11 protein-coding genes are annotated in these 16,900 nt (G+C 34.5%); 7 read left to right on the forward strand and 4 right to left on the reverse strand.

Features of this window, described 5'->3' with window-relative positions:
- Positions 1-120: 120 nt before the first annotated feature.
- Positions 121-1,659 carry a matrixin family metalloprotease gene (locus EZ437_RS17165; RefSeq protein ID WP_131597304.1) on the reverse strand — a complete coding sequence of 513 codons (1,539 nt, stop codon included), beginning with the start codon at positions 1,657-1,659 and terminating at the stop codon, positions 121-123.
- Positions 1,660-1,792: 133 nt separating this feature from the next.
- Here EZ437_RS17165 and EZ437_RS17170 point away from each other — a divergent pair, with 133 nt between their 5' ends.
- The 7 genes from EZ437_RS17170 to EZ437_RS17200 all read left to right on the forward strand — a co-directional run bounded on the left by EZ437_RS17170 (position 1,793) and on the right by EZ437_RS17200 (position 11,187).
- Entirely contained in the window at positions 1,793-2,500 is a 708-nt protein-coding gene (locus EZ437_RS17170) for a hypothetical protein (protein WP_131597305.1), read from the forward strand.
- Between the two features lie 24 nt (positions 2,501-2,524).
- The gene (locus tag EZ437_RS17175; RefSeq protein ID WP_131597306.1) at positions 2,525-2,845 is read left to right on the forward strand and encodes a hypothetical protein; all 321 of its coding nucleotides are present in this window, start codon (positions 2,525-2,527) and stop codon (positions 2,843-2,845) included.
- Between the two features lie 166 nt (positions 2,846-3,011).
- Positions 3,012-3,701: a uracil-DNA glycosylase family protein gene (locus EZ437_RS17180; protein WP_131597307.1), complete on the forward strand. Its 690-nt coding sequence runs from the start codon at positions 3,012-3,014 to the stop codon at positions 3,699-3,701.
- Between the two features lie 15 nt (positions 3,702-3,716).
- The gene (locus tag EZ437_RS17185; RefSeq protein ID WP_131597308.1) at positions 3,717-4,016 is read left to right on the forward strand and encodes a hypothetical protein; all 300 of its coding nucleotides are present in this window, start codon (positions 3,717-3,719) and stop codon (positions 4,014-4,016) included.
- Positions 4,017-4,207: 191 nt separating this feature from the next.
- On the forward strand, positions 4,208-4,417 hold the full coding sequence (locus tag EZ437_RS17190; RefSeq protein ID WP_131597309.1) for a hypothetical protein: 210 nt from the start codon (positions 4,208-4,210) through the stop codon (positions 4,415-4,417).
- 457 nt (positions 4,418-4,874) lie between these two features.
- The gene (locus tag EZ437_RS17195) at positions 4,875-9,722 is read left to right on the forward strand and encodes a phosphoribosyltransferase (protein WP_131597310.1); all 4,848 of its coding nucleotides are present in this window, start codon (positions 4,875-4,877) and stop codon (positions 9,720-9,722) included.
- A 1-nt stretch (position 9,723) separates the two neighbouring features.
- A complete protein-coding gene (locus EZ437_RS17200) occupies positions 9,724-11,187 on the forward strand; it encodes a hypothetical protein (RefSeq protein ID WP_131597311.1) in 1,464 nt (487 codons plus the stop codon).
- Between the two features lie 212 nt (positions 11,188-11,399).
- On the opposite strand, the gene EZ437_RS17205 is transcribed toward EZ437_RS17200, so the two are convergent.
- The 3 genes from EZ437_RS17205 to EZ437_RS17215 all read right to left on the reverse strand — a co-directional run bounded on the left by EZ437_RS17205 (position 11,400) and on the right by EZ437_RS17215 (position 16,881).
- Positions 11,400-13,214, reverse strand: coding sequence for a hypothetical protein (locus EZ437_RS17205; protein ID WP_131597312.1), 1,815 nt, complete (start codon positions 13,212-13,214; stop codon positions 11,400-11,402).
- 243 nt (positions 13,215-13,457) lie between these two features.
- On the reverse strand, positions 13,458-14,852 hold the full coding sequence (locus EZ437_RS17210; protein ID WP_131597313.1) for a 5-methylcytosine restriction system specificity protein McrC: 1,395 nt from the start codon (positions 14,850-14,852) through the stop codon (positions 13,458-13,460).
- 4 nt (positions 14,853-14,856) lie between these two features.
- Entirely contained in the window at positions 14,857-16,881 is a 2,025-nt protein-coding gene (locus tag EZ437_RS17215; RefSeq protein ID WP_205942740.1) for an McrB family protein, read from the reverse strand.
- Positions 16,882-16,900 lie beyond the last annotated feature (19 nt).

A 16,900-nucleotide genomic window follows, 5' to 3' on the forward strand; every position in this document is an offset into this window, starting at 1 on the left:
AACAATATAAATTACCACCTGAACAATCAAGACATTTGGACTGTCACCGAGAGCGTACAAAGAGTCAATATAATTGCCAATTTTATCATTTTGTCAGAATGAATTCTAACAATATTGATTCTACCTATCAAGATAAAAACTTGTCCAATTACTCGTCGCAATCTGTTCTCCGTCCTTAAAGATTGAAGTATAGTACTTGTAATAGGTTCGTTGATAATTTGCCTGGAAATAACTAAAAGGTATATTGAGAAATAGGTCGCTATAATAGCCATAGTTGTAAGTTGTAATATCAAAATTCGGTCTAAAAATAGTTTTGAAAGTTAAATTTAGATTTTGCATCGACATAGTGTTGTAATAAGTTACTGGTGTCCCATCTTGAAAGAAGAAGTGACCAACTACTTCAAATTGCTCATTACGAGCATTTTGTATTGTAAATTTGGGCATTACTGTCAAATTACCATTCGAATTATCAAAAGTCTGAACGTTTATAATCTCCGAAATAATCGGTCCATCCTTGTAGGTGAAATAATATGCACCTGCTTGTGCGATTTCCCTTTCTTGATCATCAAAAACAGAGACAATCATTTTCAAGTTATGAAAACCTCTGGGCATGTGCAACTCCTCATAAGGAATAAATAACTCCTGATTATTATAAACACTTGAATTATTATTTGGAATGATTTCTAAACCAACTGCCACGGCGCCGTTGAGTGTAGAATACTGTTGGTTATAATCTCGCAAAGGAGTTCCGTTGCCGGCATAAAAAAAAGCGACAAACTTACATTTTCTCCCGACAGAGTTAATAATACGGAATGATCCAATAATACGCATACCATTCTTCCAATTCTGAACTGCATTGTGGGCAACTGATACATTTGTTAAGGTACCGAATACCGTTGAGTTGCTATTTCCACCGTTAGTTGAGATAGCAACGCCACTCCCAAAAGGGTACATCTCGCTAATTAGCCTTTTGTCACCCTCTGACAGATCGGAATTCCAGCCTACAGAATAGCCATCCATCGTCAAAGAACCATCTATTGGATAATGCATTATAGAATACGGATCATATTCATTATTTGACATAGTCACGCTATATCGATTCAAAACTTGATTATCTACCTGGTCCGAAGACCAACCTTGTGTTTGAAGATAGTAAGCATAAACACGTTGCTTGTTCCATTGTATTCGACTCAGTGGAGATTTGTGTTCGTGAAGCAATCCTAACGCATGTCCAAATTCGTGCAAGACGGTTCTTTTTAATTCTATTTCTGGCGTGTGTTCATTAAAACCCTCGTAATTCATTGTCTGCTCGTTCATGTTAATCCGCCTAGCTTGTGAGCCCGCATAAGACCAATATCCTCCTCTATTAAAACCAATCCGAATATCCGCTTCACCATAATCAACAAAGGAAAATTTGATATTCGCATAATTTTCCCACATCCTTGCATATTGTCTAATCTTTTGTTGCACATATGAGCTACCACCAAAGAAGCGAACACGAAGGGTAATACCATTTGTCCATTTCGAACTTGCATCAAGGACACCGCTTTCACCAACACCCAAGCTAGTAACTGCCATTTTATCAATACAAGAACTGATTTGCGCATAAGAGTAATGTGTTACCAAGACAATTAAGATTGTAACATAAAAATTCTTCATACTATTAATTTTATTCTAAAATACAATTTTTCAAACAAGAAGTAGCCTGCTATATAGTATACTCGCAAGACGGTCTATAAAAGATAAACTTACAGAAGAGAGATTAACGAGCAACCGCTTACCCGCACTCAAATTGAAGTTAAGCAGCGATAATAATATCGACCCTTCGGAATTTAAACGGTATAGTGACCTTTTTGTCTCCCAGCTCAACAAGCTAACGATAACTACACTGACCGGAGAAACTATGACGCTCGGACAATACCTGAGGGAAGCAATGACCCTGGTATGCTATAGCGAAATCGTTCATGAACTAGGTTCACCTAATGCGGCTAAAGTAAGGGCAGCGTTCGAAGGCTATCAGCGGCTAACATTCACCCAACCGTTACTGGATTTGATGCAGTTGATCTATCGTTTCAGCACCTTAATGAGTGATTTATCTGTATCAGTCCTTGAATACGACTTCAACCCTGTTTTTGCGTTTGGCGGGGATTCTGAACACAACCACATTATCATCCGTCTTATTAAATCACGGGCAATATCCATTAAAATGGATGGTAAAAAACGTGAAGTTATACCATTACAATGGCCCAACTATCGGGGCAACGTTACACCAGTAACCGTTAGTCCGATATCAATCGGTCTGAAACATCCAAAAGAAACTTTACCTGTCTACATCCAACGGCACGCACTGAGGCGATTGTCAGAAAGAATCGGTATCGTATCAGGCTTGCTCCATCAGGCACTAGTGGATTGCTTTAAGGAGGATAAACAGATCAGCAATTTACCACAGGGCAGCAACAGCCTTGTCGAGTTTAATATTTATGACCAAAAACTCGGGTAACTGGTTTGCCTGGTTCATGAGGAGATGATTGTGATCCGTACCTTTTTGTTTCTTACAAATGATGGTACACCAGAAGGGAAAAAATTAGCTGAATTAACTAAGGTGCAGGTTCTTGACAAACAATACCTGGGAATCGACACACTTTCTGGTTTTATCAAATTCCGGGTTGCTGATGACCCGACCTTAAAACAACTTTTTAAGGACGCGGGTTGCGAAAGTCTGCTCGATCTTAGTACCCTGGAAAAGTTTCTGGAATCAGATGTTACAGCAAAGGACCCTTCTATTCTGCTTAGCTATATTCGGGGTATACCCGGCAACACCGATGACTTGATTCCGTCTAAATAGAATTTAAGCAGGAGTCTGATCACCCTTTATTATCGCGACTGAGTTCGGGTTTCAATTGCGGATTGTTTACGAGTTAGAACGGGATAAACGAATCTAATAAAATTCATTTTTCTCTTGATAGTTTATTATTATTTTATTATACTTAAATAAATCTAATCAATTACCAATGGCTTGTACTCACAAATTTTATGGCCACCATGCCCATCTTGCTGGAAAAAACGGCTTACTCCCTAAATGGAAAGCAAAGACACTAATCATTGGAACCTTCAATCCCGAACAATCGTGGCACCTGACTAACTCCGCAGAGTATTATTACGGCAGAGTGCGTAATTACTTTTGGAAAGTATTACCTAGGTTCGCAGGGCTCGACGCAATTCCTCATGCCGACGTACCGACTCAGCTGACATTTTTAGAGCGCAACCAGATAGCAGTATCAGATTTATTGGTCAGTATAAACGATGCAGATTTAAACAATCAGGAACATGTGGCCAGAATCAAAACAGTTCTTGATGATAAAATAGAATTATTTAATCAATTTACCTGGAATACTGATCCCATATTAGATTTCATCGCAAAGCAAGGTGTTGAAGCGGTCTATTTTACCAAACTTGGTAAAGTTGGGACCGTCAACCCAAAAGAGAATACATTTGAAGCACAGATTCGGAAGATTGAAAATTGCTGCATCAATAAAAAAATACCAACATATCGTCTGCACACTCCTTCCGGTCAAGGACTTGGCCCTGGGTCGCCAAGAGATCACAAACTTATTCATAGATGGTACGATGACAATGGCGCAAAGCAGTTTCCTTTTCTAAGTGCTAATTTCAGCAAATTAGACTTTCCATTTTCAAATTAATCAAATGACATCTCCATGCAAACAATAATTATCACATTAGGTAAAGCCTATTACAACCAAGGGTTTTTCAATATTCCAAAGCAGTACGATTATCTATTTAATAATGACAAGACACCTATTTCTATTCAGTTAGGATCACCCTCTGAAAATATCATTACCGGATATATAAACAAAACCGCTAATAGAAACTTTGCCCCTAGAATTATGTGCGGCATAAATTATACGAATTGGGTGCAAGGAGAATATAAGCAAGGCGATTCTATGGTTATTGAGGTAATTAACAAGGATTTGATACGGCTCCGTAACCTTCCGTAAATCTCGAAAGAGGAGCTTAAAATTATTACAAGGATGATAAGCACAAGGAAATTCTAAAGGCTTTTTCCAAGAAAAGCTATTATGTCCATCGAATCGGACCGATAGAGGAAAACAATACAGGCTTTAGTGATCAGGAGGTGCGCTTGTTGCTCAAGGCGTATGAGGAACAATTTAAAAAGCCGCTCAGACGGATGCTCATCACCTATTATCGGCTAAAGTTCAATCCGGACATTAAGATGGAAGGCCGTTTTCTGGAAACTCTGGGTTTTAAGCCATGTGGGCATTGCTTTAAGGAAGATGAAGGCTTTTGGGCAAGCAGTCCTCCAACCCAAGAAAGCGGCTTTTGGAGTAGTACGCCGTCAAAGCATAACTGTATGGAGAATGGCGACCTACCTTTCTGAGCCAACGCCAAGCAACATGTTCAGCGCTGGTTCAGCACATTGCAGGTTCCGAGTTCGGGTTTAAGCAACAAACGGCCTGGTTCATTTGAAGGATCAGGCCATTTCGCTGTGTATTATTTTATTGGAAATTATGGTTCAAATTGTGCCAGCTATTTCGGGCCTGATAGTGCCAGCGATGACGGTTTAAATGGTAAGCCTGTTACCTGTAAGTCCATATTTTAATACCTGATCGACTTACGAAAGTCATCAGATAGAAGTTGTTCTGATGAAAACTCAGTTTCTTTGAAGTTTTCACTTCCGGCCAAGCTTTCATTAATTGGACACAGATTTAGATGGATAGACAAAATAAGCGGGTATAATCACAATCGCAACTTATTAAATTTATACATCAAAAATATTATAGAATTAATTATATCTTTAAGTTTAATTGCAATTAAGTAAACTAATCAATTAAGCAATGTTAATAATTGAAGTCGGCAAAAAGTTAGTCCAATCCAATCTTTCAAAAATAGTTGAACTTAATTGGGAAAGATCATTTAAATCGCCGGCCGTTCAATTCAATTTGGAACTTCTTGAATGGATATCAAACGCTGAAATTTCTTTTTTAATCAGTTGGATAAGATCATTAGAGGATAAAAAAATTCCGGTATTTGTCAAACTGCAAAGCCAACGTGGAGTGACAACTGATTCTGACGAGTATTCTAAAAGAAAGTACTGCTTAGAAAGAATTTTGATTCATTGGAAATTAAAACAACATATTTCAGACAAGACAACGTTAATTGATGGCGGAATTTCCATAAATAATAGTTTACCCAACAATACCTCTAATTTCACTTCAATACCAATAAGCTCGTATAAAACAGTAACATTTGATATAGATTTCGATCAGCTTTATAACCACTATCTCACTGATTTTTCAAATAATCTGAAAAAAAACCTGGCAAAAACGGATATAAACTATTATGATACAAAGTTCTTAGATTACTCGATTGTTAAAGAGCTATACTCCAATGTGTGTTTACATGCAAACAGTAGTAAATCTCAAGAATGCTATTTCTCTATTGGCGTAAATAAAAAATTTGCTGGAGCATCGGATTACGTATCTAGAAGCAGGCTGGAAGAACTTTCAGAATTAGAGAGATCATTTTTCACGACGGATAAAAAATATAGAAATATTGATTTTATAGAGATCAACTTTCATGATTTCGGAATCGGGATTTCGCAGTCTTTAAAGCCTAAATATTTAAGCGAAACTGAAAACGATCTTAAAAGTTTTTTTGGGTCATACCACGAAAGACACAAGCTACAGCATCTTGATACAAGAATAATTGAATATTCTTTGTTGTTATTTTCCTCCTGTTACGAAATTGAAAGAAAATTTGAGGTTCACGATTTTATACCTAGAGGGCTATTTATATTAAAGGATATTGTTAAAAAATATCATGGTTATTTTGAAGTATCGAGTAATGACGGAGCAATTGGGCTGTCTTTTAAAGATGGGAAAACTAACATCTTTTATTCTATTAGCGGAACGACAAATATATTTCCCGGAACCCGAATCAAAATTATTTTACCTGCTCTCGATCCATTAAAACAGTCAGAATCCTTAGATAAAGTTATTAAAGATAAAACTCCTGAAAGATCAGATATTTTTTACAACATTAATTTCTTGACGCAGGTAAGTGAAGTTGAATCGACTTTGTACTCAGAACCTGAACTTGCTAATGAAGAACTTAGAAAAAACAAGAACACCTCGATCCTTTTCACTAAGTTCATAGGTCATTTTAAAAACCTTTCTCCAAACACAATTGTCTTAGTAGACTTCGCCGGTGTTGAGCCTAAAACTGCTGATTACTTTAATAAATTCATATATTTCATTACACACTTCCCCCTTTCAGGGAATACCAGGTTAATACTATATAATACCATCACCAAAGGTCTAAATAGCACTGTTATTTTTCATCCAGATAAAGGTTTAAAATCACAAGGCTTTTTTCCGTATCCAATACCTTGTATTTGCTGTGACTTGTCCGTTGAATGGTTGGGAGTCGAGGAAATGGACAAAGCAGATAACTTTACTCAATTATGGATAGGAAACACAAAACACGAATATGGAATTGCTGATGCCAGAAGTTATAACAGTAGCATCATTAAAGTTGAACAAATTGATCAGAGGTTTAAAATCTCTGTAAATCTCCCGGATTATTTGGAAATATTAAAGAGAATTGAAGGTTATATTAAACAGGTCATCGACAAGGAAATTACTAATCAGGGGATACAATTCCGGATACTTACCGACAGCGAGAAAAAAAACTATAACAATATAATTTATGCAAAAGAGAACACCTGCTTCTTAACTTCCAGTGGGAAATACTTGATTGAGTATATATCTTTTAATGAAAAGTTGTATATCTATAGCTATAGACGAATGATATCAACTTATTTTGTCTTTAAGCTTCATTTACATTTTTCCGCCAGCGAAAAAATTGAAAAAATAGACAAAATATTATCTGTAACACTTAGTAGTCAACTTATTGGCAATGAAGTAAAGGAAGTTTTAAATCTTTTCTATCATCGACGCATAGATTTGGTGGCGTTGTCAAACTATTATAATTTCCAGAATGAAGAAAAATTTAATGATATTAAAGAAAAGAGTAGAGTACTAATTGTCAATGACGTTATTTCTACCGGCAGTTTAACAAATTCAATAATAAAATCTGTTGAAATAAAAGAGGCTTTCGCCGTAGCCTGTCTTGCAATTGTTGACTTCCGAAAAATTTCACCGTTCCAATCAAACCCTCCACTCTTATCATTGACGACCGCAGATGCCGATTTAATGGACACTCCCCCTATAGGATATAATATCGAAGTGATTAATCCTGTCTTGAATGTACCTGCTTCAATTCCCAAAAGCAAATCTCTTGAAAACGTTCTGTTGACTAAAGAGGAATTTGCTAAAATTGTGGATGAAAAATATTTCCTTATTGGCAATTTGAAAAACAGCTCAGTATTTTTCAACTACTATTTGCAGACCGAAGAGTTATTAAAAGATGATTCTCAAAACAAATTTACCTTTTTAAGCTATCTGCTTGAAAAGTTGAAAGAAAAAAAACAAGGCACTATCCGTAAAGAACTGCGGTTTCTGAATAACGGACTTCAAATTATCGGAAAAAATACATCAAATCAACGTTTCAGTAATGATTTTGAAAGGATCAAAAAGCTAATTAACAAGCTCGAAGAACAGTTAACTCCAGAGCTATTTGATGACTATAAAATTGATGCCGTTTTCTACCCGTTCCTGTCTCACATTAGTGTAGTTGAAAGTGACTCCACGCCTTTTTTAGAAGCATCGTTGAATAAAAATTCACCCATAATTTTCCCAATACCAAGAATTATGACTTCCAGGGGTTGGAGATTTTCCTTTCCACCTAAATTCATGCAAATCTTGTTTACACAAAATAAATTATCTGCCTTAATATTAGATGATGGCTCATTAACCGGGGAAACCTTGATGCAGATGATTGATTCAATCAGTTTTTTGTCCATAAAATCAATTGATGTGTTTTCAATCTTTGGAAGACTGGAAGATTTTCAAAAAGAATTGTTTTCCAGGATTAAAAGCATTCAGGTCAAGGGTGCTGTAGCACCTATCAATGTTTACTTTGGCGTACACTTTAATATACCAATTCATAATATAAATGAAAGTCCATTTCACGTTGAGCTAAGTGACATTGATAAATTAGAGGGTCAGTTAAAAACGATGAATATTGAACTTTCTGAACAATTCAATTCATTTTTGAATAAAAGAAAGAAATATCTAAATGGTTCAGAATATCCGAGTTTAAATGGCGCTAAATTTCAAATTATTTCCTCAATCTCAAAACAGGATTTGTTTTTTGTAAGAGATTTTTTTGGAAGGTTTGAAAGTTATAAACTGTATGCTGAAGACTTGTCCATAGCAAACTTGAATGATCTCATCAAAGATAAAAAGGCTATTTTAACTCTCCTTACTATATTAAATCTAGAGCCTCAATTATATCAAACATTTAAAAGGATATTTAATGATGATCAAATTGCCTTGATTTTAAAAAATATAAAAACAGATTTTCTATGTGATAGTCAGTTAACAGCAGAACCCGGGGCGCAAGAGTTTCTTATAAAAGCACTTTTTTACATTGATCCAAATGAGTTTTTTAAAACCGAAAATTTAATTTCTTTATCAAAAAGGCTTGGCGAAATAAAAGCTGGAAATAACAATCATTCGTTTTTATACTTAGAGTACCTTCTAATACTTGCTAAATTAAACATCAAAACCTTTGACGATAGACTATCGGCGTTATCTTTTGAAACAAATGTTGAGGATTTTATTTTCAATATCAAAGATTTTCCCTCCATTCACTATGAACTTAGATTTGCCTTTACTGTATATGATGAAATCAACAGAAATAAAGGTTTAAATTACCATTTTTCCATTAATAAATACTACAATTTGCGTCAATACTACCTCCGTGTAGCAAATTATCAAACCTATCATGATGAGAGATTGCTTACCAATTTATTTAATGATACAAATACGAGCATTTCAGTACTTCGACACGCTATTGAATTTGACATAACTAATGATATCCAATTAAACTTATCGGCGCTCCAGCAAGCACTGACCAAACTTAACAGTGACTATACAGATCACCAGGAATTTAAGTTTATAAATGATATTGTACAGGACCTTAAGAGGTTTTCAACGTCGTATTTACCAATTAATATAAATGCTATAGAGGATGCAATTAATAAATTCGAGAGCATTTTTAAGGTCCCTTATAATACCATAACTATTGAACAGCTCTCAGATTTAGACGCTATTGTTGATCAGTATCAAGAATTGATGCTAAAAAATAATAGCCCACTTGCATCATATATTATGAAATCCGAATGCTTTTTAAAAACAGAGTGGATAAACGCTGAAGCGGAGATAATTAGCAAATACCCTGCTTATGTAAGGATTGATTGTCAGAAGAGTGAGGATTTTTTATTAAACGTCAACTCTTACGCTATGAATCTTGCATTTAGAAACTTACTTTCAAATAAAGTGAAATATGCTGAATCCGTTCCCTGGCAAATGTTTACCGAAGAACATCCTAAATACTATGAGTTATATATTCAGCAGGAATCGCCATTTCAAAACGACGTAAATGGCGACGGCACAGGCCAGCATACAATAAAATCCATACTGAGAAATTACGGAGTAATTTATAAGAAAATCAGTGACCACCCATATAGACTACGCATAACCTTTAGAAAAAATTGATATGGAATTAGATATAGTTTTCAATATTGACTATCCAAGCAAATTGAAAGTAGAGCCGCTTTACTTGAATATTCCCAAGTATATTGAATATATTGAGGTGAAAAATATGGACCAGTTTAGGCGAATCGTCAATTGCCTAAATGACGAAGTCGTAAGTTATATTTGGCTACATCCCTCCTTTAGCGGTGACCAGGTAGATGCTGGATTTGAAAGTAGGGTAACTACTGAAGTCCTTCCTGAACTAAAAGAATTAAATATTGAGGTCACACAAATTACTCGCTCAACTGGTAAAACATCGGAAAAAGATTTTTTCGATGTTGGCAAAATGCTTGACGTAAAAAAAACAAAAAAAGGGTATACGACAGAAGAACTCAAGGAAGTTTTAAATTCGAAGCCTAAAACTGCAACTTTAGAAAATAAGCCAAGGCTCCGTATAGAACAATCGCTTAAGGAGGAAATTAAATTAATAAATAGCCGAATTAGGGAACTACGGAACTTCCTTCATGTATCATATTCAGAAGATGCGGGCTATTGGTTTCAAAAAATATTCAAAATCGAAGATATATATACTGAGCGTTGTTTCAATAATTCTTACTGGCAATTTAACATTGGCAACTATAAACTTTATTTAAACCTGAATAATCTTGAAGAATGTATGATAGATCCTGACCATATGAATGTCGCAGAGATTATTAAATTTGATGTCGATAATAGACGGTGGTTAATTGACATGTCTTTCTTTGACGAAGTATCAAAAAGATTTGAACAACAAGACCCTGATAATTCCAGTGAAAAATTGGCTGTAGCAACAACGCTATACGTTATCCATGAAGCGATACATAAAATTCACAACTTAGATTGCAATACAGTAGCGGGTATTGGCAATTTCCCTAAGATTATTGAAGAAGCTGATTATCAAGCTGACTCCATAGCAATTTTGACAGAATTCTCATTTTACATTCATCAGATGGGAGGAATCGAAAAAATGAGTGCGAACCAACTAATCGACAAACTTTGCAGCACAATCGAAATAGCGATTCAAACTACGTTTTCGTTCAACCCGATTCAAGACGCCTTGAAACTAATTCAAGTGAGAAGAGTTAACAGATATCTAATTTGGTTTTACCATTATTTCAAGATTAAAAATTTGAAAGCAGAAAATTTAGATGCCACTTCGACCATAAAAGAAATACTGACGTATTTTTCACATAAACCGTTAATTGAAGTATCTGGCCCTGCGATAAAATCTAACAAGGATATGGATAGAACCTTTTATGATTTAAATAGGATTAAGCATCAAGAGGAAATTGCAATTCTTAAAATGAACAATGAAATTATTAGAATGGGCAAGATTCAAAGTGTTGATTTTAGTCAATTCTATACAGGTATAAAAGAGTCAAATTTCGAGAAAATGCGTGACTTTTTAAACGTGATTTTTACTAACAACCGTGCGGCTTTGAAATGACGAATATCCAACGCGAACGAGCATTGACAATAATAACAACTTCCAATAACTATACACGTAAAGGCAGTGTGAAGAACCGGGTTAGCATTAATAGAAAATCAGGGATAGGTTTTATGCTTAATCACAATTCGATTTAGGTTATTAACTTAAAGCAATGAAAATCAAATTGCTTCCGCAAAAAAAAACAAATTTTCCGAAGGCAGAACAAAAAACTATTTTCTCGCACTATCCATCATTTTCATCATCATCTTCTTGTCGACTAAATAATCATCAGAAAGATCAGAGCTGTCAGCATTTGCAAGCATTTTCATCTTAGGCCATATAGCAGCATGCTCGAAAGCGAAAGAAGAAAATGATCGCATGATTTCTTGAGGAAGTTCATCGAAGAATTTCGGAAATTGACTGACAAAAATATGAATGTCCAAAATGACCTTGTAAGATTCATCAAAAAAATTTTGCTTGATTGCCTTTTGGATTACCCCCATTCTGTTTTTAGTTTCTGCATTTGAAAGGTTAATGAAGTTGATCGGCTCCTCCTTCCCCAAAAATGCACCAATTTCCAACATAGATTCGAATTGTTTTAAGTTCTTAGTAAAGAATTTTGAAAGCTCGACGAGAAGATACGGAAGGTCAAATGTATTTATGATATCAACATAAACAAAGACATCCAGTTTCTCCTTTACTTCTTTGAACTGTCCATGATGGCGCTCTTGTTTCACCAATCTAATCATTTTCACAAGATCGCCGATATGATTAATGCCCATCACTGAATCATTAGCGATATTATTAAGCATGATCAGGCTATTTTCCAAACCAGCAGCGGTATGGAGTAGATGCTTCAAATCAAGCAAAAGATGGAAACTTTTAATAATGATATCTGTATCCATTCCAGTGTGAGTAAAAATATTACGACTATCGGGAAGATAAAATTCATAATAGTCCATATCGAATTCACCGTTAGGTGCGACCGCCCTAAGTGCTTTCACCTTTTTTGGAAGCGCTTTCAGGGTACCTTTATTTTGCCCTGCAATATCCAAAAGCTCAGCCACGATTCCCTCTACCTGTGGAATGGCCAGAGCATAAAAACCATACCATAGCTTCTCTCTAACCATACGTAGTAACTGTTCAAAAATTTCTTTGCGCTTATTCAATAAAGGAATTTGTAGTAATTCGGTTGAAATCTCAGACATTACTTTTTCAGGATCGATACCATTAAGTATTTCCTGATCGAGAACAGCCGGAGGGGTCGTACGAATATCATTCATGAAACTAAAAACAAACATCTTGTTCTTATACCGACTGATCTTTTCATAATCAATTGCTTCGATGTCAACTTCAAAATCAAGTTTACCATTCCTAATTACATTATCCAAGTAGGGAGACTCCATATGCTTTTCTAGCTGCGGATAGCTTATACCACGGGTTCGTTGGTCCACATAGAACCTTCCCGAATGTGTAATTGCGATATCTTTTGCGCCGTTCTTGATATATTCGCTAATGTTGGCCGCTTTTGTCTTGGCACGCTTATAAAAAATATCGATAGTGTATTCACTATGGGCCCTTCCCTGATTTATTTTTCCACTATTCATATCCTGAACAAAAGGAAGTTGTTCATATTTATCAATGAGCGTATTTACAATCTGCAAGTCTTCTTGAGCCTGAAGAATAAGCCTTGAAAACACAACAACAGGAAGTTCGACAATCCCCAAAACATGTTCATGAAATATGTCAATTACATTATCATCGCCAACTCTTGCTACTGAGATCTTATGAGCAATTACCTTACGGCAATTATTTGCTATAACAACTTTGTCCTCAGAATACTCAAACCCAATCGCGCCCAAAGCTTTTCCAGCAATGTGTAATTGATCAACCTCCAGTAAAAAATCTGTTCCGATCTTATCTTTGATTACCTTCCCTATTTCAGAAAGGGATAAATCATGGGCAATCAGTTTTTTGTAAGGTTTAACAAGCAAAGATTGAAACCATAAAAGTAAAAAGCTAAATAATGATTTTATGAAGGTCATTCGAGAATTAAATACAAATTTTGGCTAGAAAGTAAATCTGGATTTAGTGAGATATAAAAGCAAATCTCACTGATGAAGATTTATATTACTATCTCAAGCTAAAAATATTGGTTAAGATAAATAAAAATTTATATTGAACACCCCCTCTTACAAATGATTTATCGATATAATTTACCGCTAAGGGCATGTTGAGAACAACGTGAATACATTTTCGCTATGCAGCAAACGCTATAATCTAGACATCTATTTAATATAAGGCATCGGTATTCCAATTTTAAAAACCTTGTGGTAAGCATTAATTTTCGTTGAATCATTTAAAACACATTCAAACTTATAATCATCAGTCAAGACTTCGTCGGTTGGGTAAATGATTAAACAATCTATTATATCTTTTGGTGTTTTAGTTTTTTCTAAAGTTTCATATACCTTATTCAACCTAGCATAACCAGCAACTTGCCTAATATCTCCATGAATTTGACTTGAGCGGTAATGCATTTTATATTTAGCATCCACCACCATCTCGCTTCCTTCCTTAGTGATTAAAAAATCTAAGGCATTACCATAAGTAGAAAACTGGAATTTAATCTCACTTTCGCTAAATGCACTTAACAGATGATGATAAACATATAATTCAAATAATTTGGGCATATCTATCCAAAAAGGTGGAGTTTTAATCTTTTGGCTTTTCGCGGTATTGCTGATGTTATAGGCAAAGCGTTTTAAAATGTATTGCCCTATCTTAATGGCATCTTTATATTCTTTAAAAAAAGGATTGTTTTTGCTATTTTTTAAAGTAGCTATATCCATTTTATCATTCACCAATTCAAAAGCAGGTTTGCAATAGTTAATTAGTTGCTCTAAATCTTTCTGATTACCTGCAAATAAACCAGCATTTTGATGCACATAATTGCTACAGTAATAAAGCACATTTTTTAAGAAACGATTTTCTTGATGGTTTACGCCGAATTCTTGATACTCACAATAGGTCTTAGTTAGCCTATTTTTTAATATGTTTTGTTTTATGTTAGCGCCGACTAATATTTTTCCTTTTATCCTATTGTCTAAATTTTCTTTGACTTTGTAATAGGATTTCTTTAAACCTTTTCTAACGATGTGTTTCAGTAAGTTCAAAAACTGAACGACCAAAAACGGGGTTAAAGCATCGTCTTCCTGTTTTATAACTATTTGTTCAGCGTCCCAATCTATTAAAACTAAATTATTCGTGTTACTAACTATAACAGGATGCTGAAAAGCATCCATTAAGAGTTTAAGATAATTTAATTGTTTTGAATTGTCCTTTTCAACGGAAGAATCTAATTCTGATTCATTTTCAGAACATAAGGGTTGTTCTTCCCATTTTTTCAACTCCGCATCAAATCTTTCAAGCACCTCTTTATTTAATTTTGGCTTTACTAAAACAAAATGCTTTCCTTGAATAATCCAGTCTACACCAATGTAATAGTCCGCTTTAAGGAAATACGAATTTTGTTTTTCAGAAATAAAATACGTGGGCTTAGTTTCTTTTATTGTTGGAAATTTCTTCGCAGGCACCAGAATTAATTGGTCAAGATTAATATGCCCGCTACCTATTTTTTCTAGCAAATCGACCTCTTTGTGTTCTGATATTTCTATCTCCATTGAATTAATCTGAAAACTTATAATCTTCTATTTCTTTGATTTTTTTTAATGTTTCTGAATCATTATTAAGTAAACCATCATGAAGATATTCTTTGAGAATAGGTACAATTTCGTAATCTAACCTCATTTTAAAATCGTAAGGTTTATCTAAAATATTGTTGCCAAATTCATCTTTTTCATATTGCTGTATAAAGTAGCTATGGCCTAATTGAACGTCTTTCGCCTTGAATTCTCCTGCAAGATGTTTTTCATTAAACAGTTCGGCTACTTTATTGAATAAATCAGTTTGGAAATCATCACCTAACTGAGCTGTTAAGTCCTCTGGTAAAACGTCAACGAAAGCAAACCGTCTCCGTATCGCATAATCTATGTGCCCAACACTTCTATCAGCCGTGTTCATTGTACCGATAATATAAAGATTAGAGGGAAGAATAAGTTCACTTTTGTTATCGACTTCATACATACTCTCTACATTTTCGTTACGATATTCTAAAGCATAAATAAGCTCGCCCAATACGGAAGATAGGTTCGCTCGGTTAATTTCGTCAATAACTAATATGTACTTGAGAGTTGGATTCTCAAATGATTCCTTTGCAAGTTTTCCCAACAGTTTATTTACATTTTTATACTCAATTTTATCATCTTTAGAATCAGCAACTATTCCTCTTACAAAATCTTCGTAAGTGTACGACGGATGGAACTGAATAATTTTAAATTGAGAATTATCTTCTAAATCTTTAACAGAGCCTAAATTTAATAGCTCAACTGCTATTTCTTTTGCTTGTTTTGTTTTACCTGTTCCCGGAGGGCCTTGTAAAATGATTTGCTTTTTATATTCTAGTAGTTCCATCATTTTCATCATCTGCTGTTGAGAGTCTGCATTATCGTCGATTATTTGCTTTTTAAATGAAGAGAAAGCATTTAAAATAGCATTGTAATCATAATCATTAGCTATTTGTGTTTGATTCAGTTTTGGGTTTCTATGAGAAAGTAATCCATATTCTGCATCACTGCCTAATTTCAAAAATAGTTGCTTTGCGTATTTTTGACTTTTGTGGCTGTTATTATAAATAGCAAACCAAACATCAATTCTACCTTGATTTTGTGCGCCATCCAAATCCACAAAGTTAATACTGGTAATTGATTCTAAATCGAGGTCTTTTTGATATCTCTTTATTTCATTTGTAAAAAATTCCTTGACCAACTTCTTTTGTGAAGCATATATAAATGGATAAAGTATCCTCGAAATGGATGCCCATGCATGAAATACATTTTTTTCAAATTGTCTCGCGATTTTTTCTTTTTGGTGAATTATTAAATCTTTTGTTAAAGGAGATTCCTGTTCAGAATTTAAAAACTCAACGAGGATTTGCCGTAAAAAAACTACCGGTTGCCCTTCTACATCACCCCGGATTGAATATTCATATAATAGTTTTCTCTTTTCAGTTAGGGACAAATTATTGACAGCATTAAGCATTTCGCTTTCATCATTAAAACATACTTCAAATAGTTTTTGAAAATTCACAAACTTTTCAATGGAGTATGTAGATTCTGATAAAACAACTTTTTGCGTATCCATTAATTCTTTAATTGTAATTTTAAAAACAGGATTTAAGATAGCATCCTCCAATCTCTCAAAATCAGATGGCTTTACCTTAGTACATGTGGAGTTATCGCCAGGTGACCACCACTTTCCATTATCTTTTTTATGGTCTTTAGGTTTTAAAGCGTTATATAATGGCAAATACTCTCTTTCAATCCATTTCTTATCTAGTTTACCATCTGGCCTCAACCTATATATAGGTCTTTCATCAATAAAAATTCCTATCACATCAACTGTAGAATTTGAATGACATATAAAAACTAGATCACCAGGTTTAGAATTTATAAAAAGCTGAAATTGTGTTGTATTGCTTTTACCTTTCGAATTTGTATCTTCATGAACACATACCAAACTTTCTTCTAATAGTTTATCATATTCATTCCGATTAAAAAATGCTGTGCCATGAGAAACTTTAATTATTTTCATTCTATAATTTTATTAGGAA

The sequence above is a fragment of the Pedobacter psychroterrae genome (genome assembly GCF_004331695.1).
Lineage (GTDB): Bacteria > Bacteroidota > Bacteroidia > Sphingobacteriales > Sphingobacteriaceae > Pedobacter > Pedobacter psychroterrae.

Excerpts from the sequence above, each read along its gene's own strand:
- EZ437_RS17165 (WP_131597304.1), bottom strand. The coding sequence starts at position 1,659 with ATGAAGAATTTTTATGTTACAATCTTAATTGTCTTGGTAACACATTAC.
- EZ437_RS17175 (WP_131597306.1), top strand. The coding sequence starts at position 2,525 with ATGATTGTGATCCGTACCTTTTTGTTTCTTACAAATGATGGTACACCA.
- EZ437_RS17180 (WP_131597307.1), top strand. The coding sequence starts at position 3,012 with ATGGCTTGTACTCACAAATTTTATGGCCACCATGCCCATCTTGCTGGA.
- EZ437_RS17185 (WP_131597308.1), top strand. The coding sequence starts at position 3,717 with ATGCAAACAATAATTATCACATTAGGTAAAGCCTATTACAACCAAGGG.
- EZ437_RS17190 (WP_131597309.1), top strand. The coding sequence starts at position 4,208 with ATGCTCATCACCTATTATCGGCTAAAGTTCAATCCGGACATTAAGATG.
- EZ437_RS17195 (WP_131597310.1), top strand. The coding sequence starts at position 4,875 with ATGTTAATAATTGAAGTCGGCAAAAAGTTAGTCCAATCCAATCTTTCA.
- EZ437_RS17200 (WP_131597311.1), top strand. The coding sequence starts at position 9,724 with ATGGAATTAGATATAGTTTTCAATATTGACTATCCAAGCAAATTGAAA.
- EZ437_RS17205 (WP_131597312.1), bottom strand. The coding sequence starts at position 13,214 with ATGACCTTCATAAAATCATTATTTAGCTTTTTACTTTTATGGTTTCAA.
- EZ437_RS17210 (WP_131597313.1), bottom strand. The coding sequence starts at position 14,852 with ATGGAGATAGAAATATCAGAACACAAAGAGGTCGATTTGCTAGAAAAA.
- EZ437_RS17215 (WP_205942740.1), bottom strand. The coding sequence starts at position 16,881 with ATGAAAATAATTAAAGTTTCTCATGGCACAGCATTTTTTAATCGGAAT.